This window comes from Rhodopseudomonas sp. P1, from assembly GCF_039642825.1.
GTDB lineage: Bacteria > Pseudomonadota > Alphaproteobacteria > Rhizobiales > Xanthobacteraceae > Rhodopseudomonas > Rhodopseudomonas palustris_H.
Window position 1 is genome coordinate 5,002,364 of record NZ_CP088006.1, and the last position, 24,152, is coordinate 5,026,515.

Annotated in this window: 19 protein-coding genes and 1 pseudogene; 10 read left to right on the forward strand and 10 right to left on the reverse strand. The window is 65.3% G+C overall.

Annotation, left to right across the window (positions count from 1 at the left end):
* Positions 1–325 precede the first annotated feature (325 nt).
* Positions 326–1,708 carry a hypothetical protein gene (locus LRC39_RS23150; protein ID WP_346295776.1) on the forward strand — a complete coding sequence of 461 codons (1,383 nt, stop codon included), beginning with the start codon at positions 326–328 and terminating at the stop codon, positions 1,706–1,708.
* An 81-nt stretch (positions 1,709–1,789) separates the two neighbouring features.
* Here the strand turns inward: LRC39_RS23150 and LRC39_RS23155 are convergent, their stop codons facing one another.
* The 5 genes from LRC39_RS23155 to LRC39_RS23175 form a co-directional block, all read right to left on the reverse strand.
* A complete protein-coding gene (locus LRC39_RS23155; RefSeq protein ID WP_107357057.1) occupies positions 1,790–2,194 on the reverse strand; it encodes a BA14K family protein in 405 nt (134 codons plus the stop codon).
* 280 nt (positions 2,195–2,474) lie between these two features.
* On the reverse strand, positions 2,475–3,530 hold the full coding sequence (locus LRC39_RS23160; protein WP_346295777.1) for an SDR family oxidoreductase: 1,056 nt from the start codon (positions 3,528–3,530) through the stop codon (positions 2,475–2,477).
* Positions 3,531–3,709: 179 nt separating this feature from the next.
* Positions 3,710–5,272 carry a Do family serine endopeptidase gene (locus tag LRC39_RS23165; RefSeq protein WP_346295778.1) on the reverse strand — a complete coding sequence of 521 codons (1,563 nt, stop codon included), beginning with the start codon at positions 5,270–5,272 and terminating at the stop codon, positions 3,710–3,712.
* A gap of 260 nt (positions 5,273–5,532) precedes the next feature.
* Entirely contained in the window at positions 5,533–6,021 is a 489-nt protein-coding gene (locus LRC39_RS23170; protein WP_263989826.1) for a hypothetical protein, read from the reverse strand.
* Between the two features lie 107 nt (positions 6,022–6,128).
* Complete coding sequence (locus LRC39_RS23175; protein WP_346295779.1) at positions 6,129–6,413, reverse strand: hypothetical protein; 285 nt, start codon at positions 6,411–6,413, stop codon at positions 6,129–6,131.
* A 157-nt stretch (positions 6,414–6,570) separates the two neighbouring features.
* Between LRC39_RS23175 and LRC39_RS23180 the strand changes: the two genes are divergently transcribed.
* From LRC39_RS23180 to LRC39_RS23195, 4 genes and pseudogenes are all read left to right on the forward strand, one after another.
* Positions 6,571–8,136: an ABC transporter ATP-binding protein gene (locus LRC39_RS23180; RefSeq protein WP_346295780.1), complete on the forward strand. Its 1,566-nt coding sequence runs from the start codon at positions 6,571–6,573 to the stop codon at positions 8,134–8,136.
* A pseudogene (locus LRC39_RS23185) lies at positions 8,120–9,210 on the forward strand (ABC transporter permease). Before LRC39_RS23180 ends, LRC39_RS23185 begins: the two are co-directional and overlap by 17 nt.
* The gene (locus LRC39_RS23190) at positions 9,197–10,114 is read left to right on the forward strand and encodes an ABC transporter permease (RefSeq protein ID WP_346295781.1); all 918 of its coding nucleotides are present in this window, start codon (positions 9,197–9,199) and stop codon (positions 10,112–10,114) included. The pseudogene LRC39_RS23185 and the gene LRC39_RS23190 overlap by 14 nt, the downstream one beginning before the upstream one ends.
* A 78-nt stretch (positions 10,115–10,192) precedes the next feature.
* On the forward strand, positions 10,193–11,290 hold the full coding sequence (locus LRC39_RS23195; protein WP_346295782.1) for a BMP family ABC transporter substrate-binding protein: 1,098 nt from the start codon (positions 10,193–10,195) through the stop codon (positions 11,288–11,290).
* Positions 11,291–11,452: 162 nt separating this feature from the next.
* Here the strand turns inward: LRC39_RS23195 and LRC39_RS23200 are convergent, their stop codons facing one another.
* Positions 11,453–12,418: a S1C family serine protease gene (locus LRC39_RS23200; protein ID WP_346295783.1), complete on the reverse strand. Its 966-nt coding sequence runs from the start codon at positions 12,416–12,418 to the stop codon at positions 11,453–11,455.
* Between the two features lie 119 nt (positions 12,419–12,537).
* Positions 12,538–13,530 (reverse strand): Bug family tripartite tricarboxylate transporter substrate binding protein, encoded by a 993-nt coding sequence (locus LRC39_RS23205; protein WP_346297546.1) that lies wholly within the window; start codon positions 13,528–13,530, stop codon positions 12,538–12,540.
* Positions 13,531–13,790: 260 nt separating this feature from the next.
* On the opposite strand from LRC39_RS23205, the gene LRC39_RS23210 reads away from it, so the two are divergent.
* The 3 genes from LRC39_RS23210 to LRC39_RS23220 all read left to right on the forward strand — a co-directional run bounded on the left by LRC39_RS23210 (position 13,791) and on the right by LRC39_RS23220 (position 17,209).
* Entirely contained in the window at positions 13,791–15,050 is a 1,260-nt protein-coding gene (locus tag LRC39_RS23210; RefSeq protein ID WP_346295784.1) for an O-antigen ligase family protein, read from the forward strand.
* Positions 15,051–15,080: 30 nt separating this feature from the next.
* On the forward strand, positions 15,081–16,064 hold the full coding sequence (galE, locus tag LRC39_RS23215; RefSeq protein ID WP_346295785.1) for a UDP-glucose 4-epimerase GalE: 984 nt from the start codon (positions 15,081–15,083) through the stop codon (positions 16,062–16,064).
* Positions 16,065–16,291: 227 nt separating this feature from the next.
* The gene (locus LRC39_RS23220; RefSeq protein WP_346295786.1) at positions 16,292–17,209 is read left to right on the forward strand and encodes a WecB/TagA/CpsF family glycosyltransferase; all 918 of its coding nucleotides are present in this window, start codon (positions 16,292–16,294) and stop codon (positions 17,207–17,209) included.
* Positions 17,210–17,219: 10 nt separating this feature from the next.
* Here the strand turns inward: LRC39_RS23220 and LRC39_RS23225 are convergent, their stop codons facing one another.
* Together LRC39_RS23225 and LRC39_RS23230 are read right to left on the reverse strand one after the other, a co-directional pair.
* The gene (locus LRC39_RS23225; protein WP_346295787.1) at positions 17,220–18,356 is read right to left on the reverse strand and encodes a glycoside hydrolase family 5 protein; all 1,137 of its coding nucleotides are present in this window, start codon (positions 18,354–18,356) and stop codon (positions 17,220–17,222) included.
* A gap of 14 nt (positions 18,357–18,370) precedes the next feature.
* Positions 18,371–20,509: a GumC family protein gene (locus LRC39_RS23230; RefSeq protein WP_346295788.1), complete on the reverse strand. Its 2,139-nt coding sequence runs from the start codon at positions 20,507–20,509 to the stop codon at positions 18,371–18,373.
* Positions 20,510–20,914: 405 nt separating this feature from the next.
* On the opposite strand from LRC39_RS23230, the gene LRC39_RS23235 reads away from it, so the two are divergent.
* Together LRC39_RS23235 and LRC39_RS23240 are read left to right on the forward strand one after the other, a co-directional pair.
* On the forward strand, positions 20,915–22,015 hold the full coding sequence (locus LRC39_RS23235) for a glycosyltransferase family 4 protein (protein ID WP_346297547.1): 1,101 nt from the start codon (positions 20,915–20,917) through the stop codon (positions 22,013–22,015).
* A 21-nt stretch (positions 22,016–22,036) separates the two neighbouring features.
* Entirely contained in the window at positions 22,037–23,566 is a 1,530-nt protein-coding gene (locus LRC39_RS23240; RefSeq protein WP_346295789.1) for a glucosamine inositolphosphorylceramide transferase family protein, read from the forward strand.
* Between the two features lie 16 nt (positions 23,567–23,582).
* On the opposite strand, the gene LRC39_RS23245 is transcribed toward LRC39_RS23240, so the two are convergent.
* The gene (locus LRC39_RS23245; protein WP_164639186.1) at positions 23,583–23,948 is read right to left on the reverse strand and encodes a hypothetical protein; all 366 of its coding nucleotides are present in this window, start codon (positions 23,946–23,948) and stop codon (positions 23,583–23,585) included.
* Between the last annotated feature and the right edge of the window lie 204 nt (positions 23,949–24,152).

The following is a 24,152-nucleotide window of genomic DNA, read 5'->3' on the forward strand; positions in this document are numbered from 1 at the left end:
TCCCGTTCAGGGGAATTATAACCATCTGCGCGGCGAGGCCGCCACCGGCCCGTCCAAGGCATTGAACTTAGTCAGGCTTCGTTCATGATCGGCGCCCTATGGTTGCAGCCGGTCGGGTATGGGCGCCACCAGTGCACACCCGACATAAAGCGACCTCATTTGTACTTCATCTGCGCCCGGCCTGAGGGCTTATCTGGCGGCCTGAAGCGCTTGTGTAGTCAACGGAAATCACTATGGTGCGGGCCGCCCCGGACGGCCTCGGTTGCCGAACTGAGCCGGCACCCGTCGCTTCCGACGGTCCACAGCGCTGATAAGAGCGGTCGAGATGGAGACTTCTATTCCTAGTAAGGTTCTCGCCGCGCAGGCGCGCCGGAGCAACGCGGCGCGGATCGCGCTGTTTGTTCTGCCGCTGCTCCTGCTAGCCCCGGCGATCTGGAACGGCTATCCGCTGCTCCAATACGACACCGGCGGCTACCTCGCCCGCTGGTACGAGGGTTACCTCGTCATCAACCGGGCGACCTCCTACGGCATCTACCTGCATCTTGGTGAGCAGACCCAGTTCTGGCTCAACCTCGGCTTCCAGGCGATCGTTTCGCTGTGGCTGATCCAACTGACGTTGCGGGCATTCGGTATTACCAAACCGTTCCGGCTTGCAGCGATCGGCGTCGGCCTGATCGCCACCACGGCACTGCCGTGGATCACCAGCATGCTGCTGACCGATATCTTCGCCGGCCTGTCGGTGCTGTCGCTGTTCCTGCTGATCGCGTATCGCGACCAGACCTCGGCGGTCGAAAAGGTTCTGCTGTTCGTCTTCACGGCGTTCGCCGCCTCGACCCACAGCGCCACCATGATCGTGCTCACCGGCGTGTGCGTTGCCAGCTGGCTGCTGCTGCCCTGGCTGCGCGGCCGGGTCACCGCGTCGGGCCTGACCCTGGCCAGCTCGGCCCTCGTGGTCGGCGCGCTGCTGGTGCTCAGCTGCAACTACGCGCTGTCGGGCAAATTCACCTGGACCCCGGGCGGCTCCGGCGTTGCGTTCGGCCGGATGCTGCAGGATGGCATCGTCAAGCGCTACCTTGACGACCACTGCCCCAAGCAACAGCTCAAGCTGTGCCCTTATAAAGACGAACTGCCGCCGACCGGCGACGACTTCCTATGGGGCGGCAACAACATGTTCGACAAGCTCGGCCGCTTCGACGGCATGAGCGACGAGATGGAGTTCATCTCGAAGCAGGCGTTGATCTCCTATCCTTGGCTGCAAGCCAAGGCCGCCGCCAAGGCGACCTGGGATCAGCTGGTGCATGTGGCAACCGGTGAAGGCACCAATGGCTGGCTGCCGCACACCTACGGCATCATCGAGCGCTACCTGCCCGAGCAGAGCAAGGCGATGCGGGCGGCCAAGCAGCAGCATTGGGACATCAACTTCGACGCCGTGAACCTGGTCCATGTGCCGGTGGCGCTGGGATCGATGGTGCTGATGCTGGTGATCCTCGGGTCGGCGCTGTGGCGGCACCGGCTCGACGACGTGACGCTGCTGGCCGGCACGGTGACGCTGGCGCTGCTCGGCAATGCGCTGATCTGCGGCATCATCTCCGGCCCGCATGACCGCTATGGTTCGCGGATTGTCTGGATCGCCACTTTCACGGCGATGATCGCGGCGATCAAATACTTCATCGACGACCACGATACCGCCGACGACGGCACGGATTGATCGTCGCTTTGGACAAACTCCACAAACAAAAGCCGCGCGGACTAGGTCCGCGCGGCTTTGTCGTTTCAGATGGCCCCGGCGTTACGGGCAGGGGTGACGCTGGCCGTCATAGCCGAGATAGGTGCCGGAGGCCGGGTCGTACGAGCGGAAGCGCTGCGAGCAGTACGCGTCGGCGTCGGCCGCACCGGCCTGTGCCTGACTGTTGGCGATCGCGCCGCCGATGATCGCACCGGCCGCGAGACCGCCGATCGCCGGACCCCAGCCATAGCCGCCGTGACGATAGTAGCCACCATGGCCCCAGCCGCGGTGACCGTGCCACCCGCCACCGTGCCAGCCATGATGGCGCCATTGCACCTGCTGAACGGCGGCCGGCGCCTGCTGTGACGCGGCACCGGGCATCATCGGAGCGGCGGCGGCAGGCGCGGACGCCACGGCGAGCGAACCCAGCACTAGCGCGGCTGCGGGCAACATGCGCGATATCATCATTGAACTCTCCCTGTTTCTTGAAATCCGTTCGACATCGTCTGGCGCTCCGAGAGTCGGCTGCGCAGACGGTCTGCTGCGACAACGGCTGGTACCACCGACCGTTCCGATATTTGGCTGCGACGGAGTGCGCGGGCCGCCACCGCACACAATCAAGTTCCCCTCGCCTGCATCGGGCACAACGCTGCGTCCCGGCAATCGAAACACGTCAGGAAGCGTAACCGCCAGCAGGTGGTCGATGCGCAGCCGGTCGCGATCCGCGCAGCCGATGCGGGGATATCGATCAGCGCCGCGCCGCCACAGGCGGCGGAATAGCTGGGACGCCACCGCTGCCTCGCCGCTCGGCGCGGGCCGCGGCAGTGAGCAGAGCCGCACCGGCTGCCAGCGCACCTAAGGCCAGTCCGGCGCGGAGCCAGGCCGGATTGAATGGAAACACCCGCGGCGACGCCTGCCGGTCGAACCTGCCATGCGCGCCGGGGTCACCGCGGCCCGCCCCAAATAGGTTATCGGGCCGGTTCGGCATCTCCGGCTCGGCGCTGGTTTCGTTGTCGATACCAGCACGCGCCAAAATGCGATCGGCGACCGACGGCATCAGCATCTGCGCCACGATCGCTTTGACGGCGGAGGCTCCGACCCAATATTCGCGCGGCGCCCGCTCGGCGGCGCGAACCACCGCCTCGGCGATCGCTTCAGGCTGGTAGATCGGCGGCACCGGTGCCGCCTTGCGATCGAACTTGTTGCGGGCCCAATCGAACTGCGGCGTATTCACCGCAGGCAGATGCACCATGGTGAGGGTGATGGCGCTGTTCTCGTTCATCAGCTCACTGCGCAGCGAGTCGATGAACCCACGGGTTGCGGCCTTGGCGGCGCAATACGGTGCCTGGAAAGGAATCGAGCGATACGCCAGAGCCGAACCGATCGAGATGATCGCACCATGGTTGCGCGGACGCATGTGACGCAGCGCCGCCAGCGTGCCATGCACTTGGCCGAGATAGCTGACCTTGGTGACTTGGTGGAATTCGTCGGGCGTCAGGTCAACGCTCGCGCCGTACACCGTCACCATCGCGTTGTTGACCCAAAGGTCGATCGGACCGAGCTTGGCCTCGACGCGCGCGGCAGCGTCGAGCATCGCCTTGGCATCGGCGACATCAGCCTCGATCACCAGTGCTTCGCCGCCGAGGCGAATGATCTCACGCCGGGTGCTTTCGAGTCCTTCGCGCCCTCGCGCGATCAGGCCGACTTTGCAGCCGCGACCACCGAACGCCACCGCGATCGCCCGGCCGACGCCCGCACTGGCGCCGGTCACCACCACCGTTTCGATGACGTCGCGCCTGGTCATCAGTGTTTCCTTTGCGATCCGGACAAAGACGATTTGTCCCGACAACGCAGGGGCAGCGTTCCAGGTTGCTCTGCAGAAGGTGAAATCTCGGTCAGGCGGCGCACAACGACGGCGCAAACGAACAAGAGACGGCGCTGAGCCGTCCCTTGTCATCGTTCACGAGATGGATGCCGTGCGGCTCAGCCCTTGGCGATCGGCACCGCGACGAAGCGGGCAGCCGAGTCCGCCGTCTTCACCCGCATCAGCACGGTCTTCTTGCCGTCCTTGCTGGCCTCGGTCAGCGCGTTGCGGACGTCTCCCGTGTTGGTCACCGCCTTGCCGCCGACGTCGAGAATGACGTCACCGGTACGCAGGCCCTTGTCGGCGGCAGGTCCGTCCGGATCGATGCCGGTGACGACCACGCCGTTCTTGCCGGCACCGTCGACGTCGCTGGCCGGCGCTACGCGCAGGCCGAGATACGGGCGGGTACCGTCGCGATCACCGCTGTTGTCGGCGACCTTCTGATGATCCCCGGGCATTTCGGCGAGCGTCAGATCGATGGTCTTGGACTGGCCGTTGTGCAACACGTCGAGCTTCACCGAGGAGCCCGGCGTCAGCGTGCTGATGGTGCGGGCGAGCGCGCGGGAGTCCTTCACCTCCTTGCCGTCGACCGCAGTGATCACGTCGCCGGCCTTGATACCAGCCTTCGCGGCCGGGCTGCCGTCCTGCGGACTGTCGACCAGCGCGCCGCGGGCCTGCTTCATGCCGAGGCTGTCGGCGATCTCAGCCGTCACCGGCTGCACCTGCACGCCGAGCCAGCCGCGGGTGACGTAGCCCTTGTCCTTGAGCTGCGACACCACCAGCTTCGCGGTCGCGGCCGGAATATCGAAACCGATGCCGACCGAGCCGCCCGACGGCGAATAGATCGCGGTGTTGACGCCGATCACATTGCCATTGGTGTCGAACGCCGGGCCGCCGGAATTACCCTTGTTGATCGGCGCGTCGATCTGCACGTAGTCGTCATAGGGGCCCGAGCCGATGTCACGGCCGCGCGCCGAAACGATGCCGGCCGTCACCGTGCCGCCGAGACCAAACGGATTACCGACCGCGATCACCCAGTCGCCGACCCGCGCCGGCGCATCGGCGAAGTTGACGTGCGGAAAGTCGGTCTTGCCGTCGACCTTGATCAGCGCCAGGTCGGTCTTGTCGTCGGTGCCGACGACCTTGGCGGTATAGATGGTGCCGTCATCGGTGGTCACCTGCACCGACTTGGCGTGATCGACCACGTGATTGTTGGTGACCGCGTAGCCGTCGGCGGTGATGAAGAAGCCGGAGCCTTCCCCGGTGATCATCTGGTGCCGCTTCGGCATGCCTTCAGGGCCGCGGAACCCGAACTGACGCTCGAATTGCTGGAACGGTGCGAGGCCGCGCGGCATCTGCATCTGGTCGCCGTCACCATCGTCGCGCACCAGCGGCGTGGTCTGGCGATCATCATCGATCTTGACCCGCACCGAAATCACCGCCGGCTTCACCTTGTCGACCAGATCGCCGAACCCGGCCGGTGCCGGCTTGCCGTTCTCGGCCGCATAGGCCGGAGACGTCAGCGACGGCATCTCGCGGGTGAGATAGCCGGCACCGCCGAGCGCCACCACCATGCTCAAGCCGGCAGCGGAGGCCAGCAGCGAGAGACGCCGCGGCCTCAACACTTTGCGGATATGAGCCTCGGTTTGAGCTGATACGTGGTCGAATTGGTCGCCTTGCATGACGTGGTCTCCATCTGGTCGATCATGAGCGTGAAACGATGAGACCGAATATAGGAGAGCGACCTTACGGCGAGCTGTGCCGGATATTAATCTTCGGCAAGATGCTATCACGCGCACGCGAGCACGTATCGGACAGCTCGCGCGGACAGATGTGGAAAGAGGGATGATTACTTACGAATAGGTAAGGCGGATCAAATGCGAGATTGGCTTACGCGCGAGAGTGACGGCGTCTGCGCTGGCATACGCCGTCTCAGGCTCGCTTAGCGGCGCTTCATCGAGACCGAGATCTGCCGCACGTCATTGCCTTGCGGCACGATCGTGACCGACTGCGACGCGCCGCGGGAGGCGACCGACAACGAGGCGTTGAAGCCCGGTCCCGCCACCTGCGCCGAAATGTTACCGCCGCGCACCGTGCCCGACACATTGCCGGTGACGTTGCGCGTCGCCTCGCTCCAGGTCCCGGAGAGGCGGCCGCCGGACTCTTCGACGTTGCTCGAAATGTCGAACTTGTAGCTGTCGCTGGCGCAGGTCAGCTTCTGCTGCATCAGACGGCCGTCGCCGCCGACTGCGTAAGACGCCTGGCAGCGAATCCGCTCGGCCGAGCCGTCCGACATCTGCACCCGTCCATTGCCCGCCCAGTATCCGGCCAAACCGTCGAAAGCCCCCGCAGCCACACCCGCAGTGGGCGCGAGCAGCAGCGCACCAGCAAAGCCGGCGGCGAGGACGGGAGCGGCGAAACGAAAGGTCATGAGGGCCTCCGGAGGACGAACGACAGCAAGCGACGCAGAACCCCGCCGCGCGGGTCTTGCACAACGATCCTGCCGGCGTTCGGTTTCATCGGCCCGCGGCCACAGCTCTAGCCGAGCAGCAGCGCGATCAGCGTGCCGACGACCACGCCGGCGCAGGCGCCAGACAGGACGAAGACCGAGCCCCACAACAGAAAATAGCCGACCACCGCGCCGAGCGTCTTGTCGAGGTGGTCGCCGTACATCCAGAACGAGGCCGCGCAACCAGCGAGGATGATCGCCGCGATCGCGACTCTCAGCCACAGCGCCTGGCGCGACGCGCGCGCCATGATCCAAGCTCCCCACCCAACGGCGGCGGCGAGCAGCACCCAGCCAATGATCAAACGGACGGCCATGACGGTTTCCAGGGTACAGAGGACGACCTACGCCGTGGAGTCGACGAACGGATGACGGATCGCCGCCACGGCGGATTTCCATTACATTATCGGTGCGCGGGCGTCCCTGCCCGGTCGTGAACCTTACGGAATTACCCTGCCGCCGATGTGATGGTGAATGGCTCTCCCTTCTGATTCCGATTCGCGCGAGCCGTCGCCGCCGCTGTTTCAGGGCCGCGGGCTGACCAAGCGGTTCGGCAGCTTTGTCGCCAATCAGGCGATCGATCTCGACATCGCCGGCGGCGAAGTGCACGCGCTGCTCGGCGAGAACGGCGCCGGCAAGTCGACCTTGGTGAAGATGATCACCGGGCTGCTGCAGCCGGACGAGGGCCGGATGATCTGGCGCGGGACGCCGATCGCGTTCGCAGGCCCGGCGGAAGCGCGGGCTTGCGGCATTGCCGCAGTGTCGCAGCACTTCGCGCTGTTCGACAATCTCACCGTGGTCGAGAATGTCGCGCTCGGGCTCGATCGCCGCATCTCGGTCGGCAAGCTGGCGCCGGAGCTGGAGCAGATCTCGCAGCGCTACGGCCTGCCGCTCGATCCCAGACGCGAAGTATGGCGGCTGTCGGTCGGCGAGCGGCAGCGGATCGAGATCGTCCGCGCGCTGCTGCAAGACCCACAGCTTCTGATCCTCGACGAGCCCACCGCGGTGCTGACACCTGCCGAAGCTGACCGTCTGTTCGACGTGCTGGAACGGCTGAAGGCCGATGGCCGCGCGCTGTTGTACATCTCGCACAAGCTCGACGAAGTGAGGCGGCTTGCCGGCGTCGCTACCATCCTGCGCGCCGGCCGCGTCGTCGGCAGCTGCGACCCGCGCCAGGAAAGCGCCGCTTCGATGGCTCGGATGATGGTCGGCAGCGACGTGACGGCGCCGAAGCATTCCAGCCATTCGATCGGTGGCCCGTTGCTGAGCGTCAATGGCCTGACGCTGCGTCCCGACGATCCGCATGGCGTCACGCTCCGCGACCTCTCCCTCGAAATTTGTAGCGGCGAGATCGTCGGCATTGCCGGAGTTGCCGGCAACGGCCAGGATGAGCTGTTCGCGGCGCTGTCCGGCGAGACGAGAATCGGACAATCGGACGCGATCAAGATTGCCGGCGAGGCCGCCGGAAGGCTCTCGATCAACCAGCGGCGCCAGCTCGGCGCCGCTTTCGTGCCGGAACAGCGGCTCGGCCACGCAACGGTGCCGACGATGAGCCTGTCCGACAACGCGCTGCTGACCGGGCATGCGACCGGCGGGCTGGTGAGGTTCGGCTTAGTCGACCGCGGCGCCGCGCTGGCGCTGGTGGATCAGGTCAGCGAGGCCTTCGACGTGCGCAAAGCCAGCCGTGATCCGGAAGCAGCGCGGCTCTCCGGCGGCAATCTGCAGAAGTTCATCGTCGGCCGCGAGATCCTACGGCAACCGCGCCTCTTGGTCGTGGATCAGCCGAGCTGGGGATTGGATGCCGGCGCCGCCAGTGCGATCCGTCAGGCGCTGCTCGATCTCGCGGCGCGCGGCGCGGCCGTTCTGGTGATCAGTCAGGATCTGGACGAGCTGATCGAGATCGCCGATCGCATCGCGGTGATGTTTCACGGCCGGCTGTCGCCGCCGCGTCCCGTCAGCGAGATCGGCCGCGATCAATTGGGACTTCTAATGGGCGGAAGCGGCTGGCCGACGGAGGTGCGCGATGTCGCTGGTGCTTGAGAGGCGCAGCGAACGATCGGTAGCGATTGCGCTTCTATCCCCGCTGCTCGCGATCGCCCTGACGCTGCTGACCCTGACGATCGTGTTCGTGGCGCTCGGCAAAAATCCGGCCGCGGCGTTGGCGGTGTACTTCATTACGCCGCTGACCGACGGCTATTCGCTGCAGGAAATCGCTGTGAAGGCCTCGCCGCTGATCATGATCGCGGTCGGGCTGGCGCTGTGCTACCGCGCCAACGCCTGGAACATCGGCGCAGAAGGACAACTGCTGATCGGCGCCATCGCCGGTAGCGGCTTGGCGGTGATGACGCACGGGACCAATCCCGGCCCGTGGCTGCTGCCGGCGATGCTGCTGGTCGGGGCGCTGGCCGGCGCCGCCTATGCGCTGATCCCTGCGCTCTGCAAAGTGAAGTTCGGCGCGTCGGAAATCCTGATCAGCCTGATGCTGGTTTATGTCGCCGGCCTGCTGCTCGACTATCTGGTGCGCGGGCCGTGGCGCGATCCGGCCGGTTTCAATTTTCCCACCACCCCGAGTTCGACCCTGCGGCGACGCTGCCGCTGCTGATTGCCGGCAGCCGCGTTCATGCCGGCCTGATCCTGACGTTGATCGCGGTCGTGGCCGCCGCCGTTCTGCTCGGCCGCACGCTGAAGGGATTCGAAATCCGCGTGGTCGGCACCGCCCCGCACGCGGCGCGGTTCGCGGGCTTCAACGCCGATCGTCTGGTGCTGACGACGTTTGCGATCTCCGGCGCCCTGGCAGGCCTCGCCGGCATCATCGAAGTCGCCGGACCGATCGGGCATTTGCAGCCGGATATCTCGCCGGGCTACGGCTTCACCGCGATCATCGTGGCGTTTCTCGGCCGCCTCAATCCGCTGGGCATTCTCGCCAGCGGTCTGTTCCTCGCGCTGACCTTCATCGGCGGCGAGCAGGCCCAGATTGCGCTCAAACTGCCGCAGGACATGACCGGCGTGATCCAGGGCATCCTGCTGTTCTACGTGCTCGCCTGCGACTCGCTGATTCTGTACCGGATCCGCTGGCGCAGCCCGCAACGAAAGGCGTTGCATGGGCCTCTTTGAAGCCATCCTGCTGTCGATCGTCACCGCCTCGACGCCGCTGCTGCTGGCGGCGAGCGGCGAGCTGATCACTGAGCGCGCCGGCGTTCTCAACCTCGGCGTCGAAGGCATGATGCTGATCGGCGCGGTGTGCGGTTTCGCCGGTGCTTGGGCGACCGGCTCGACCGCGATCGGCGCGCTGTGCGGGATCGCAGCCGGCGTCGCGCTTTCGGCGCTGTTCGCAGCGGCAGCGATCGGGCTTGCGATCAATCAAGTCGCGGCCGGCCTGGCGCTGACGATCCTCGGCACCGGTCTCGCCGGCCTGATCGGCGCGCCGTTCGTCGGCGAGAACATCACCGCCGCACCGCATCTGTGGCTGCCGTGGCTCACCGACATCCCGCTGATCGGCAAGCTGCTGTTCGGCCAGGACGCGCTCGTCTATCTGTCGATCGGGCTGATCGCCGCGATCGCCTACGTGCTCGCCCGCACGCGGACAGGATTGATCCTGCGCGCGGTCGGCGACGATCCCGCCTCGGCGCATGCGCTGGGCTACAACGTCGCGGCGATCCGGACGCTGGCTGTGCTGTTCGGTGGCGGCTGCGCGGGGCTCGCCGGTGCCTATCTGACACTCGCCTATACGCCGTTCTATGCGCCCGGCATGACGGCGGGGCGCGGCTGGATCGCGCTGGCACTGGTGGTGTTTGCCTCGTGGCGACCGGGCCGGCTGGCGGCCGGCGCCATCCTGTTCGGCGCGGTGTCGATCCTGCAGCTGCACGCCCAGGCGATCGGCCTCGGGGTGCCATCTCAACTTATGTCTGCGCTGCCCTATCTTGCCACGGTGCTGGTGTTGGTGCTGATCTCGCGCGTCCGCCGCGGCGGGTCTGTGGCGCCGGCGGCGCTCGGAACCGCCTTCGTGCCGGAGCGCTAGAAACGAGATCCGAGAGCCGTGCGGCGGGGGCGCGGGACTCGCACAGGACGATCCCCGAGCGATGAAGCGGAGATTCGGATGAACAAGGCGATCATGGCGGCGCTGGTGCTGACGGTGAGCTGCGCCGGGCTGTCGGGGGCGAGCGCGCAGGACAAGCCGGAGAGCAAACCCGACAAGCTGAAGGTCGGCTTCGTCTATGTCGGCCCGGTCGGCGACTTCGGCTGGTCGTATCAACACGATCAGGCGCGCCAGGCGATCGTCAAGGAATTCGGCGACAAGGTCGAAACCACCTACCTGGAGAAGGTCAGCGAAGGCCCTGACGGCGAGCGCTCGATCGAACAGCTCGCCCGCGCCGGCAACAAGCTGATCTTCGTCACCTCGTTCGGCTACATGGACTCGGTGATCAAAGTCGCCAAGAAGTATCCGGATGTGAAGTTCGAGCACGCCACCGGCTACAAGCGCGAGCCGAACGTCTCGACCTATGCGGGCCGGTTCTACGAAGGCCGCACCATCCAGGGCACGATCGCGGCAAAGATCTCGAAGAAGGGCGTGCTCGGCTATATCGGCTCGTTCCCGGTGCCCGAAGTGATCTCCGGCATCAACGCCACCATGCTGGCGGCGCAGAAGATCAATCCGAACATCAAGGTCAAGATCGTCTGGGTGAACTCCTGGTTCAATCCCGGCAAGGAAGCCGACGCCGCCAAGGCGCTGATCGATCAGGGCGCCGACGTGATCATGCAGCACACCGACAGTGCCGCGGCGGTGCAGATCGCCAACGAGCGCGGCATCCACGCGTTCGGCCAGGACTCCGACATGATCAAGTTCGGACCGAAGGCGCAGCTCACCGCCATCATCAACAACTGGACGCCGTACTACGTGTCGCGCGTCAAAGCGGTGATGGACGGCAATTGGGCATCGCAGGATGTCTGGGAAGGCCTGAAGGACAAGATGATCCAGATGGCGCCCTACACCAACATGCCGGACGACGTGAAGAAGCTCGCCGCCGACACCGAGGCCGGCATCGCCGCCGGCACCATCAAGCCGTTCGCCTGCCCGATCCTCGATCAGGAGGGTAAAGAGGTCGAATGCAAAGGCGGCGATCAGCTCGACGACGGCCAGATCCGCGGCATGAACTTCTACGTCAAAGGCATCGACGATAAGATTCCGGGGAAGTGAGTCAGATACTCACCGCGGGAGAGGAGAGCAGGACCTCTCCCGATTGCCGAGGTCATACGCGGGCTTGACCCGCGTATCCATCGGACGATGGATTGCCGGGTCAAGCCGGCAATGACGGCGCAGGAAGATCGAGGCGAACCTCTGTCGCGTCGGTCGCTTTCCTCAATGCAGCCGCGGCGCCTTGAGAAATTTGGCACGGTCCGAGGAATGCAGCACCACGTCGAAGGTGGCGCCACCGCTGAACAGCGTCAGCGGCACCTCGACGCCCGCGGTGCCGAGCGCCCAGACCTTGCGATAGAACTCCGCTTCGCTGGCCACCTTGTCGCCCGCAACGGCGAGGATCACGTCGCCGGTCTTCAGCTCGGCGCGCGCCGCCGGCCCCTTCGGCGCAATCCCGACCACCACAACCTTGTCCTCGATCTCGGTTGAATACAGCCCGAGCCACGGCCGCACCGGTTTGTTCGGCCGGCCGAACTTGCGCAGGTCGCTCAGCACCGGCGGTAACAGATCGATCGGCACGCTCATATTGTAGTGCTCATTCGAGCCGCTGCGCTCGATCTGCAGCGAGCCGACGCCGATCAGCTCGCCGGTCGCCGACAACAGCGCGGTGCCGCCCCAATTCGGGTGCGACGGCTCGGTGAAAATCGCGTCGTCGATCAGATACTCCCAATAGCCGGCGAATTCCTGGCGCGCGGCAATGCGCCCGGCGACCGAACGGGTACGGCCGCCGACGCCGCCGATGATGACGCGCTCGCCCGCCTTGGCGAAAGCAGAGCGGCCAAGCGGCAGCGGCGGCAGGTCGATCGGGCCAAGCGCCTGGACGAGGCCGAAGCCGCTTTCTTGATCGAAGCCAAGCGGATGGCCTTCGACGACGCGGCCATCGCCGAGATGCAGCCATACCGTTTCGGCTTCGGTGATCAGATAGCCGATGGTCAGCACCAAACCGTCATCGATCAGCACGCCGTTGCCGGCCCGCTCGGTGCCGAGCGTCCCGGCTGTATAGGCATCAGCCGGAATGATCGCGTGCAGCCCGACCACCGCGGACAGCGCGCGATCGAGATCGAAGCTGAAATCGGACGAGCGAGGCCGGATCGCGGCCGGGACATTCCATTCGGGGAGCGAAGGCATCCGGCGTCTCCTGTTGCGCAACACCGCGTGCAACCGGAAATATCGGGGCCTTGGGGGCGATTTGCAAGCCGGCGTCACCGTGCCGCGGGAGGCAGCAAGGAGCGCCGGCGGACGGAGGCTCAGCCCTCCTTATGGACGCCCGAGCCCTCGACGATCTTGCGCCAGCTTTCGGTCTCCGCCGCCAGCATCGCGCCGAACTGCTTGGCGTCGCCATGCAACGCAATGGCGCCGAGATCGGCAATACGCTGCTTGATCGCCGGCTCGTCCAGCGCCGCATTGATCTCGCGGTTGAGCAGATCGACGATCGGCTGCGGCGTGCCGTGCGGCGCTCCGACGCCGTAGAACGAGCTGGTGTCGTAACCGGCCAACGTGTCGCCGATCGGCGGCACGTCCGGCAGCACCGCCGAGCGCTCGCGGCTGGTGACGCCGAGCGCGCGGATCTTGCCGGCCTGCGCCAGCGCGAACGACGAGGTGACATTATCGAACATCGCCTGGATCTGCCCGCTCATCAGGTCGGTCAGGCCCGGCGCCGAGCCGCGATACGGCACGTGCACCATCTCGATGCCGGCCATCGACTTGAACAACTCGCCCGACAGATGCAGCGAGGTCCCGATGCCCGACGAGCCGACGCTGATCTTGCCCGGATGCACCTTGGCATAGGCGATGAACTCCGCGACGTTATTTGCCGGAATGTCACTATTGATCACCAGCACCAGCGGAATGCGGGCGATGCCGGCGACTGGCGTAATGCTCTTGGCGAAGTCGAACGGCAACGCGCGGTCGAACGAGGCGTTGATCGCATTCGCGGTGCTGGTCAGCAGCAACGTGTAGCCGTCAGCCGGCGAATTGATTACCGCCTGGGTGCCGATCGTGCTGCCGGCACCTGGCTTGTTCTCGACGACGAAGCTCTGACCGAGCTTCTCGGACAGATACTGACACACCAGGCGCGACAGCACGTCGGTGGCGCCGCCGGCCGCATAAGGCACGATCCACTTCACTGGACGATTCGGATACGCCGCCGCGTCCGCGAGCGCCGGCGAGACCAGCCGCGCACCAGCGGCACAGATCGCCGCGCCTGCCGCCGTCCCAAGCAATGCTCTCCTGCTGATCATCATCGCACCCTCCATGTAATCCTGCTGGACACTGCGATAGCGCAGACGAACCGCCTCGCGCATGCACGGACCGCGATCGTGGTAAAGGCGCATGAACGGCGAGGCGGTGATCTTCGGGATTAGCGATAAGTTGTCGTTAATTCCGCCGCTTCATACTCGCCGGCGGGCTCGATATGCCCAACTGTTCTGCGCCGGAGTCACGGCACGTCTGCGGCAAGGTTAACGAGACCTTACAGACCGAGCGATGCAAGGTTGAATCGATGACCGACTTTGCCCTCGCGCCGCCGGACGCAGTTCGAGCCAGCCCGCCCCGTCTCAAAGCCCTGCAGCTCGGCCTGTTGTGGCTGGTCGGTGCCAGCGGCGCGATCGTGTTCATCGAGCCCAGCCCCTACGAAATCGCCATCGTGCTGGCGCTGGGAGTCCTCGCCGTCACCGGCGGGCTCCGGCTTGCGCCGGCGCTGATCGTTCCGATCGGACTGCTGATCGGCATCGAACTCGGCTACAGCATCGGCGCTGTCGGCTTGATGGACGACCCCATCATTCTGAACTGGATCCTGACCTCGTGGTACATGGCGGTGACCGCGATGTTCTTCGCGATGGTGTGCCTGCAGGACACCCGCGAACGCGCCGAAGCGATCGCCCATGGTTATCTGGTCGGCGGCCTCATCGCGGCACTGGCCGGCATCGTCGGTTACTTCAATCTGCTGCCTGGCGGGCAGGATCTCTTGACCTATGTGGGGCGCGCGCGCGGCACGTTCAAAGATCCGAACGTGCTCGGCGCGTTTTTGATCTTTCCGGCGATCTACAGCCTGCAGCGGGCAATCGAAGGTTCGTTCTGGACGATGGTGCGCAACGGCGTCGCGTTCGGCATCATCTCGCTAGCGGTGTTCCTGGCTTTCTCGCGCGCCGCCTGGGGCATGCTGGCCGGCGCTTCGCTGCTCACCGTGGCGCTGATGTTCATCACCGCGCCGACCCAGCAGCGGCGGCTGCGGATCGTCGTCCTCGCCGCACTGGCGCTGATCGTGCTCGCCGCCACGATTGCGGTGCTGCTGTCGTTTGACCAGATCGACGCGCTGTTCAAGGAGCGCGCCAGCCTGTCGCAGCCTTACGACAGCGGCCGGTTCGGCCGGTTCGGCCGGCATCTGCTCGGGGCCAAGATGGCGCTCGACTATCCGACCGGCATCGGTCCGTTGCAATTCCGGCGGTTCTTCCCCGAGGACACTCACAATTCGTTCCTCAACGCCTTCATGTCCGGCGGCTGGATCAGTGGCACGCTGTATCCGGCTCTGGTGTTCGTGACGGCGGCCTATGGGCTGCGCAACGTGTTTGTACGTACGCCGTGGCAGCGGGTCACGATCGTCGTGGTGACCGCGATGGTGGTAACGCTACTCGAGAGTTTCATCATCGATACCGACCACTGGCGGCACTATTTCATGCTGGTGGGCTTGACTTGGAGCCTGGCGATCGCCAGCACTCGGTTCCGACGCGGCCAATCAAATCCGGCTGTTTCCGCGGGCTGACCGCCCGCCACAGAGCATCGAACGCAGCGCATGACCAAACGCCACATCCTCGTGACCGGCGGCGCCGGCTACATCGGCAGCCACATGACGCTGGCCCTGCTCGGCGCCGGCGAGCGGCCGCTGGTGATCGACAACCTCTCCACTGGCTCGCGTGCGATCGTGCCACCCGAGGTGCCGTTCTTCGAGGGCAATGTCGGCGACGCCGACTTCGTCGGCCGGATCATGGACGAACACCCGATCGAGGCGATCATTCATTTCGCCGCCAGCATAGTGGTGCCGGAATCGGTCACCAAGCCGCTCGCCTATTACGGCAACAACACGGCAAACGCGCGCACGCTGCTCGACTGTGCGGTCAAGCGCGGCGTGCCGCATGTGGTGTTCTCGTCGACCGCTGCGGTCTATGGCGAGCCGGACCGCACACCGGTCGACGAAGACGACCCGACCCGTCCGATCAATCCTTACGGCCGCTCCAAGCTGATGGTCGAATGGATGCTGGCCGACGTCGCGCAGGCCTATCCGTTCAGCTACGCGGCGCTGCGCTATTTCAATGTCGCCGGCGCCGACCCCCAAGGCCGCGCCGGACAATCCACGCCGAACGCGACCCATCTGATCAAGATCGCGGTGCAGGCCGCGCTCGGCAAGCGTCCAGGCCTCGACGTTTACGGCACCGACTATTCGACCCCCGACGGCTCGTGCATCCGCGACTACGTGCATGTGTCGGATCTGGCCCAGGCGCATCTCGATGCGCTGGATTATCTGCGTGCCGGCAAGCCGAGCATCACCTGCAACATCGGCTATACCAACGGCTACTCCGTGCTCGATGTGATCGATGTGGTGAAGCGTGTGTCAGGCGTCGACTTTGAAGTGCGGATCAAGGGGCGGCGCGCCGGCGATCCCGCCGCGCTGATCGCGGCCAATCAACGCGCCCGGACCGCGCTGAACTGGACGCCGCGCTACGACGATCTCGAGCAGATCGTCCGCGATGCGCTCGCCTGGGAGCGCCGTCTCGGCTGAGACAGCACGACCAGCCCGCTGTCTCACCGCGGGACGACGCTCCAGATCGGTACAGCCCCAGACGCTTGCAGGACAGCTACTGCCACCTTTCTACAATCGCGGCGATGCGGCCTTAACCACTTTACCTTGTTGGATGGAGGCGGTTGGCAAAAGGTTGCTTCCATTAGTCGAATGATCGATTGTTCCGCCGCAAAGTCGATCGACCTTGACGGTCGAGAGGAAGTGGAATGTCCAACACGCAAGACAGCGGCGAACAGCCGAATGCGACGGCAGGCGCCGAACGGCGCAAGTCGGATCGCAGGAGAGCTGCGTTTTGGATTCCATTCGAGCAGAATCTGCCGCACGGCGAGCGCCGCGTTTCCGGCGATCGCCGCCGCGAACGGTTCGGGCAGTGGCCGCGTGTTGTGCTCGGCGGACTGCCGATCGTCGTCAGCGACCAGACTGAGACTGCGCGCGCGATGGTCGATGAAGCGCTGCAGCGTCGCGGGCTGTGGCGCTATCCGGCCTACATGACGTCTGCGAACGGCGAAGTGACGTATCGCTGCGCGGTCGACGAAACCGAGCGCAAGCTGGTGACGGAGGCCGACGCCATTCATGCGGACGGCATGCCGCTGGTGTTCGTGTCGCGATTCCGCTGCGGCCAATCGCTGCCTGAACGTGTCGCGACTACCGATCTGTTCCACGAGGTCGCGCGCGAAGCCAGCAAGCGCGGCGCGACCATGTACATGCTCGGCGCCAACGAAGACTCCAACCGCCGCGCGGTCGAACGCGTGCAGCGCAGCTATCCCGGCCTGCGCCTCGTCGGCCATCGCCACGGCTATTTCGCCGACGAGGCCGAGGAAATTGCAGTGTGCCGCGAGATCGGCGCGCTGGCGCCGGACATCCTGTGGGTGTCGATGGGCGTGCCGCGCGAACAGGCGTTCGTGGTGCGCAATCGCCATCGCCTGACTACGATCGGCGTGATCAAGACCTCGGGCGGCCTGTTCGACTTCCTGTCGGGCTCGAAGCCGCGCGCGCCGCAATGGATGCAGAAGATCGGCCTCGAATGGCTGTGGCGCATGGCGCTGGAGCCGCGACGCCTCGGGGTGCGCTATCTGAAGACCAATCCTTACGCGATGTATCTGCTGCTGACGCGGTCGCGCTGACCTTCTCCGCTTAACGCGGATGCATCAGCGCGTCGATTACACCGGCGTCCAACCTGCCGGTACGCGGATCGGCCAGACCAAATCCCTGATCCAGCTCCCAGTAAGTCCAGCCCCAGCAATTCGCTTCTGCCGAATCGACCACGGACTCCAACCAGCGCAACCGGCTGTCGCGCGGCGCCGCCGGTTTGAACACGCCGAACTCGTTGATGATCAACGGCCGCGCGTAGCGCTCCTGCCAAGCGACGGCCGGAATCAGCTGCCGGGCCACATAACTCGGCGAGCCAGCCCGAGCGATCGCCTTGTCCAGCTCCTGCAACGCTTCCATGTCGCCGCGCGCGGTCAGCTCGCTGCGCAGTCGCGCCACACCCGGATCGTCGGCGACAAGCGGAAACGGCAGGTCACGAACCCGGCTCAACGGATCCTTCGGATCCCAATGACCCTGATGGGTGAACACCATCGGATCGTAGAAATGCAGCGCATAGACGACGTTGCGGTCGGCCAGCGGCCTGAACTGCGGCAGCGAATCGGCACGTTGCCAATAGGTCGGCCCAACGATCAGTGTGGTCTGCGGCAACTGCCCCCGCACAAAGACAGCGAGTTGTTCGACTTCACTCTGCCAGCGATCGGGCGCGATATCCGGTTCATTCAGCAGTTCAGCGAACACCCGTTCCACCGGGTGCTTGCGGATCACCTTCGCAAGGCTGCTCCACGCGTCGGTCAGCGCCGCCATCGAGGACTTCGGATCATCGCGGTGGAGGCGGCCGAAGCCATCCCCGGGATGCAGGTCGACCGACACATGAAAGCCCAGGCCGATCAGTTCGGTGAGCGCCGTATCGACGCCGGCGATCTGTCGTTCGATCGTGGCCGGCGGACTGAAGGCCCGCATCACCAGATCGCCGGCGACCGGAAGCCTTACATGGGTGAAGCCCGCGCTACGCACGGCGCGGAGTAGCTCCAGGCTCGGAGCCTGGAGCCGCTCGTTCTCTGTCCAATTCGAGACGTTCACGCCGCGAGCCAGCGCGGCGATGGTCTGAGGCGGAACGCCGGATGTCGGGCCGGTGCAGCGGCCCTGCGCATCGGCCTGCGCGCTCCAGCACAGTGCGAAGAGCGCGACGGCGGTGCAAGCGATCGCGCCTCGGCTGAGCATGCGCCGTACGCCGGTCAGCTCGCCAGCCGCGCGGCGATGGTCGCAGCGGCGGGAGCCGGTTGCGCGCTGGCCTTGTTGACGACCACGCCGGCCGGTGCGTGACCACTCCGCGACAGCAACGCCTGCGCTTCCAGCGCGGCGCCAGCCTCGGTCACGGCGCTGTCGATCACGAGCAGATTGAGATCGGTATGAGCAGCGATCTCGGCCACCTCCGGCTGCGAGGCGAGCGCCGGGGCGTCGATCAAAATCAGGTCGAATTCGCTGCGAACATCGTTCTGCACCGTTACGTCGGGTGCCGCGGCGATCAGACGGACGACGGACGGGATGGTCGTCTTCAGCACGCGGACGAGAGCGCCGCCATCCGGCTCCGCGCGGTTCGACGGTGCGGCGCGCGACTGCCCCGCGACTTCGATGACGACACTCAGCATCCCGCGATCCACCGCGATCGCGTTCAGCGCACGCGCCACCGAACTCTTGCCGGCGCCGGGATCGACCGACGTCACCAGCACCACCTTGCCGTGCTGCGAGGGCTTAACACCGATCGCATCGAGCAGCCCGGCGACGTAGGGATCGAGCCGCCGCTCGCCGCCCAGCATCGCGAGCTTGCCGCCGAGGGTGCGCACGCCCGATAGATCGGGAATCCGCGCAACAATCGGCAGGCTGGCATAGTCGGCAGCGGGCTTCTTGTCTTCCACCGGCGGCGCTGCGGCCTCGGCCGGCACAGGCGCGGTCGCGCCTTCCGGTGGACCAGAATTGTCGGCCCGCTCCTGCTGGTTCGACATCGACGCCCAAATTGCAGTGATGGCAATCGACACCAGGATCGACGCCACCGCGATGGCGGCGATCAGCACCAGCAGCGGCGGGCGGGTCGGCCGGGTCGGCGGCGTCGCAAACGAAGCCACCTTGGTCTGGCTCGCCTGCAGCAGGCGCTGCTGATTGGTGGCGTTGTAGCGCTCCAGGAATTGCTCGTAGATCGCCCGATTGGCGTTGGCCTCGCGCTGCAACTCTTTGAGTTTCACAGAAGCCTGGTCGTCGCCGAGCATCTCGGTCTCGAGCGTCTTCAATTGCTGTTCCAGCGCCTTCTGCTGGTCGCGCATCGCCTCATAGTCGGACTTGGCGCTGGCGATGTTGCGTTTGCGCTCGGCCTCGATCTGGCGATTAAGCTCGGCAAGCTGATTATAGGCGATCACCAGCTCCGGATGGCGATCCCCGAGCACAGCGCGCTTCTGAGCGATCTGATCGTTGAGCTGGGTGCGCTGGGTGCGCAGCACGCTGACGAGGTCGGACTTCGATCCGGTCGAGCCATCGACCTCGGATTTCAGGTCGCGCTGCGCCTGCTCGTAGCGGTTTTTGGCTTCCTCGGTGCGCAGTCGCGCTGCGGACACCTGCTGGGTCAGCTCGGTGACGCGGAGTTGACGCGTCGTGCTTTCGCGGCCGGCATCGACAATGCGGTACTGCGTCTTGAACGCCGCGACAGCGTCTTCCGACGCTCGCAGCTTTTCGTTCAGCGTCTTCAGGCGACTGTTGAGCCAGCCGGCGGCCTCGTCGGCGGCGACAGCGCGCACCTGGGTCTGACTGGCGACGAATGCTTCGGCGACCGCGTTGGCGTAATACGCCGCGCGCTGCGGATCCTTCGCCACGAAGGTCATTTCGATCACGTACGTCAGGCCGCGCCGCGCGATTTCCAGATGCTTGCGGAACCGCTCAAGCACGCGGGCCGGATCGGTCTCGCTGCCGGCGATCTCATGATCTTCGGCAACTTTCAGCTTCTCGACCAAGGGCCGCAGGAAACCATCCGACTTCGCAATTTCGATCAGGCTCTGCAGCGCAGCGGCGTCCTGACCAATCCCGGGCAGCACCTCCTGATCGGTCGTGACGCGCTGCTCACGTGGATCAACCATCACCAGTGCGGTGGCCGCATAGCGGACCGGCAGCAGCCACAGCACGATCATGCCAAGCACGAACAGCGTACCGGCAAGCAGCATGATCCGCTTGAGATTGTCACGCAGGAACTTGCTGATAACGGCGGGCGTCAGCTTGGCTTTGATCAGGTCGCCTCGATCGGTCGGAAGCTGATCAGGACTCTCCCAGATGTCCGCAGTCGGACGCGGGGCGGGGACCGCCTTGTCCCGGCCTGGTTGGCTACCCGACATACGCACACTCCACACGAACCGCCTGCGTCACCACCGGGACAAAGTAAATATCTACGGTTAATCCGTGGTTACTCCAGGCCAGCCGAACGGAACGTTACCAAATGATTAAGGAACCGTACGGACGAAGCGTGAGTGCGACTAACTCGCTTGGTGCTTTCCGCATCAATTAACCGCGCCACAATGAAATCGACCAGGCGCGGCCGCGAGAGTGTACAATTACGCGGTCAGGACGTGCACTTTTCGTTAACCGTCACACCTGCAGCAAGCTGAACAAGACGGAAAGCGCACGGGGAGACGAGGCACGTGAACGAACAGATCACTCGAGCCGAGCATGCGTTCGTCACCGGCGGACGCACTGCAAGCTCGCGTGTACCGAAGGCTTCCGCCGGAGCGTCGGCGAAATCAATCCGTCGTCGCGTTCTTCTGATCCAGACCCAGGCCGAGAACGCCGGTGCGCAGGAAATCTCTCGTCTTGTCGGCGCCGGCCTCGCGGCGCGCGGCTACGACGTTGCGAACCTGTTCTTCTTCCGGCAATCGCGCGGGTTCGACGAGCCGGCCAACACTGCCTATTGCGCCCCGCGGCGTCCCAGCAACCCGCTGTCATTCCTGCGCTTCCTGGTGTCGCTCGGCCAGCAGATCCGCGCCGCCCGCCCCGACGCCATCCTGACGTTTCAGCACTATGGCAATGCTATCGGCGGTGCGATCGCCCGGCTGGTGAGCCCGGCGCCGGTGATTGCCAATCAAGTATCGGCACGGCTGACGATGCCGGGCTGGCTGCAGAAGCTCGACCTGATGATGGGGCGGCTCGGCATCTTCCACACCATTACGGTGAATTCTGAAGACATGCTGCGCGACTATTCGCGCTATCCGGATTCGTACCGCAGGCGCCTCACCCATGTTCCGCACGGCTTCGATCGCAAGCACTCAACGTTGGCGAAAGCCGACGCGCGACGCCGCTTCGCCTTGCCGGTCGACGGCGTCGTTCTCGGCACCGCGGCGCGGCTGCATCCGCTGAAGCAGCTCGACGCCAGCATCCGGGTTTTGCCGGCACATCCGGCTTGGCGGTTGGCGCTGGCGGGGCACGGGCCGGACGAAGCGCGGTTGCGCGCGCTCGCCGAACAGCTCGGCGTCGCCGATCGGGTGTTCTTCGTCGGTGAAATCACACCCGAACAGGTCGCCGATTTCCTCGCCTGTCTCGACGTGTTCGTATTCCCGTCGCTGGCCGAGACCTTTGGGCTCGCCGCCGTCGAGGCGGCTCATGCCGGAGTGCCCGTGGTTGCCAACGATCTGCCGGTTCTACGCGAGGTACTGTCGTATCAGAGCGAACCGGCGGCGGTGCTGGTCGATGCTGCAGATCCGACCGCGCTCGGCGCCGCGATCAGTGCCGTGCTGGACGACCCTGCGCTCAGGGTGCGACTCCAGCGCAGTGGCGAAGGTCTGATGAATAGATACTCTGTCGACGCCATGGTCGATGAATACGTCCGCATTCTCGAACAGGCGATATAGTTATTCTTGACGGATTGTCTGATGATTGTTGAGCTTCGTTTCGACCAGCAACGACCTCGAGCGTGGATGCGCCACCTGCTCGATCTGCTGGCGGGTAGTGGCCGAACGTTGCAGGTGAGCTGGATCTCGACGTCCGGGGAACGGCCGGCCGGGCTCGACACACTGCTCGACCTCGAACGGATGCTGCTGCGGCGTGGCCAGCGCTGCGGCGGCGATCGCGAGCCGGCGCTGCTCGAAACCTCTCGCGCCTCCTATGGCTCACCCGAAGTGGTGATCGACTTCACCACGGCGCCCCGCGAAGCTGATTGCCCTGCCCGGCTGTATCTGCGCCCGCTGTTTGATGGCCACGCCGGCGAAGACGCCGCGCTCGCCGCCATCCTCGCAGGCGACCTGCCGGTGATCGATATCCGCGACGAGGTTACCGGCGCGGTGGTGTGGTCAGGAAAGCCGTCGGGTGAGAACGCCAGCGGCCTCGGCGGCGCGCTCGGCGCCACCATGGCACGTACCGGAACGCTGCTGAGGGGCGTCCTCGAAAGCGGTCTGCGAGCACAAGGCGTCCGCCACGACGGCCCTCATCTCGGCCACGCGCACTCCGCCGCAGGTTTTGTCGCCCGCAACCTCGCGATGTCGATCGCCAAAGCAATCTACCGGCTGTGCTGCTATGCGCCGCATTGGCGGATCGGCTGGCGCTACACCGACGATGCCGGGATCTGGAGTTCCGGCGATCTGTCGGGACCAAACTGGCACGCGCTGCCGAGCCCGGCGAACCGGTTCTATGCCGATCCGTTCGCAGTGACCTGGAAGGGTCGCACCTTCGTGTTTTTCGAAGATCTCGACCATCGCGTCGGCAAGGGTACGATTTCGGCGGTCGAGTTCGGCGACACCGGTCCGATCGGCGAAGCGGTGCCGGTGCTCGAAGAGCCGTGGCATTTGTCCTACCCGTTCCTCATCGTGCAGGACGACGAGCTCTGGATGATCCCGGAGAGCAGCCTGCAGAAGACCGTGTCGATCTATCGCTGCGTCGAGTTTCCGGGGCGCTGGGAGCGCCACGCGACGCTGCTATCCGGCGTTGAACTTGCCGACGCCACCATCCTGCAGCACGACGGGCTGCATTATCTATTCGGCGCCACTCGCGACGATGACAACGATGGGGGCTATTCGGACACGTTGTCGATCTACGTCGCAGACGATCTGTTCGCGCCGTGGCGACCGCACGCGCTGCGTCCAGCCCTGGTTGATCGCGCCAGCGCGCGTCCCGCAGGGCATTTCTTCCGACGCAATGGACGGCTGTGGCGACCGGTGCAGGACTGTACGCACGGCTATGGCGGGGCGCTGGCCCTTGCGGAGATTAATGCGCTCTCGCCAGAGACTTTCGAGCAGACCGTGCATCACGTCATCGAACCTGGGCCGCGCTGGCCCGGACGCAAGCTGCACACGCTCAACCGCTGTGGGCGGCTCGAATTGATCGATGGCAGCGTGATTCAGCCCAAGCTGCAGCCGCTACGCCGAATGGCCCGCGCCAACGACCCCGTCGCGGTCCCGGCGCGCTGACGCTCTGCCTTGCGCCTCAATCGCTACGGAGCAGACGGCCGGCAATTGATCCGGCGGCAAGACCAATCGTTCCGCCGGCGAGTTTGACACTGGCGTCGAACAGCCGCCCATGCCGTGACGCCTCCAGCACCTGCAGCAGTTCAAATAGCACCGCAGCGCCGAGCACGATCATCGCAGCAAACAGGATGTAGCGCGGGTAAGCCGCTCCAAACAGTGCTCCCACCACCGCGAACGCCACGAAGCGCTCAATCGAGGGCGAAAATCCGGTGGTTGGCCTGAGACCTATCGGGCTGAGGGTCGCAAACGCGATCCCCGCAAGGCACAGCCAGGCCGCAATCCGCAGCAGCGTTCCGAAGTTGAGGCTGACGACACGACTATTCATAGATCCGATATCCGCGCTGATGAGACGATGGTTAATGCCAAAGCGCCCCCGCTTCGGTCGGGTCTGCGAGCATCTTTACCGTTATCGACAATTATCGCCCGGCATTCGCTCGCCGATCGTTCAAATAGGATAGATTGCTACGGTGCGCCAGGACGGTGGCGGCGGGATTATCGACGTGGTGAACCCGGTCCCCGGAGGACCGTT

Excerpts from the sequence above, each read along its gene's own strand:
- LRC39_RS23170 (WP_263989826.1), bottom strand. The coding sequence starts at position 6,021 with ATGACCTTTCGTTTCGCCGCTCCCGTCCTCGCCGCCGGCTTTGCTGGT.
- LRC39_RS23155 (WP_107357057.1), bottom strand. The coding sequence starts at position 2,194 with ATGATGATATCGCGCATGTTGCCCGCAGCCGCGCTAGTGCTGGGTTCG.
- LRC39_RS23190 (WP_346295781.1), top strand. The coding sequence starts at position 9,197 with ATGGGCCTCTTTGAAGCCATCCTGCTGTCGATCGTCACCGCCTCGACG.
- galE (WP_346295785.1), top strand. The coding sequence starts at position 15,081 with ATGACCAAACGCCACATCCTCGTGACCGGCGGCGCCGGCTACATCGGC.
- LRC39_RS23230 (WP_346295788.1), bottom strand. The coding sequence starts at position 20,509 with ATGTCGGGTAGCCAACCAGGCCGGGACAAGGCGGTCCCCGCCCCGCGT.
- LRC39_RS23180 (WP_346295780.1), top strand. The coding sequence starts at position 6,571 with ATGGCTCTCCCTTCTGATTCCGATTCGCGCGAGCCGTCGCCGCCGCTG.
- LRC39_RS23165 (WP_346295778.1), bottom strand. The coding sequence starts at position 5,272 with ATGCAAGGCGACCAATTCGACCACGTATCAGCTCAAACCGAGGCTCAT.
- LRC39_RS23210 (WP_346295784.1), top strand. The coding sequence starts at position 13,791 with ATGACCGACTTTGCCCTCGCGCCGCCGGACGCAGTTCGAGCCAGCCCG.
- LRC39_RS23240 (WP_346295789.1), top strand. The coding sequence starts at position 22,037 with ATGATTGTTGAGCTTCGTTTCGACCAGCAACGACCTCGAGCGTGGATG.
- LRC39_RS23245 (WP_164639186.1), bottom strand. The coding sequence starts at position 23,948 with ATGAATAGTCGTGTCGTCAGCCTCAACTTCGGAACGCTGCTGCGGATT.
- LRC39_RS23220 (WP_346295786.1), top strand. The coding sequence starts at position 16,292 with ATGTCCAACACGCAAGACAGCGGCGAACAGCCGAATGCGACGGCAGGC.
- LRC39_RS23200 (WP_346295783.1), bottom strand. The coding sequence starts at position 12,418 with ATGCCTTCGCTCCCCGAATGGAATGTCCCGGCCGCGATCCGGCCTCGC.
- LRC39_RS23195 (WP_346295782.1), top strand. The coding sequence starts at position 10,193 with ATGAACAAGGCGATCATGGCGGCGCTGGTGCTGACGGTGAGCTGCGCC.
- LRC39_RS23160 (WP_346295777.1), bottom strand. The coding sequence starts at position 3,530 with ATGACCAGGCGCGACGTCATCGAAACGGTGGTGGTGACCGGCGCCAGT.
- LRC39_RS23175 (WP_346295779.1), bottom strand. The coding sequence starts at position 6,413 with ATGGCCGTCCGTTTGATCATTGGCTGGGTGCTGCTCGCCGCCGCCGTT.
- LRC39_RS23225 (WP_346295787.1), bottom strand. The coding sequence starts at position 18,356 with ATGCTCAGCCGAGGCGCGATCGCTTGCACCGCCGTCGCGCTCTTCGCA.
- LRC39_RS23205 (WP_346297546.1), bottom strand. The coding sequence starts at position 13,530 with ATGATCAGCAGGAGAGCATTGCTTGGGACGGCGGCAGGCGCGGCGATC.
- LRC39_RS23150 (WP_346295776.1), top strand. The coding sequence starts at position 326 with ATGGAGACTTCTATTCCTAGTAAGGTTCTCGCCGCGCAGGCGCGCCGG.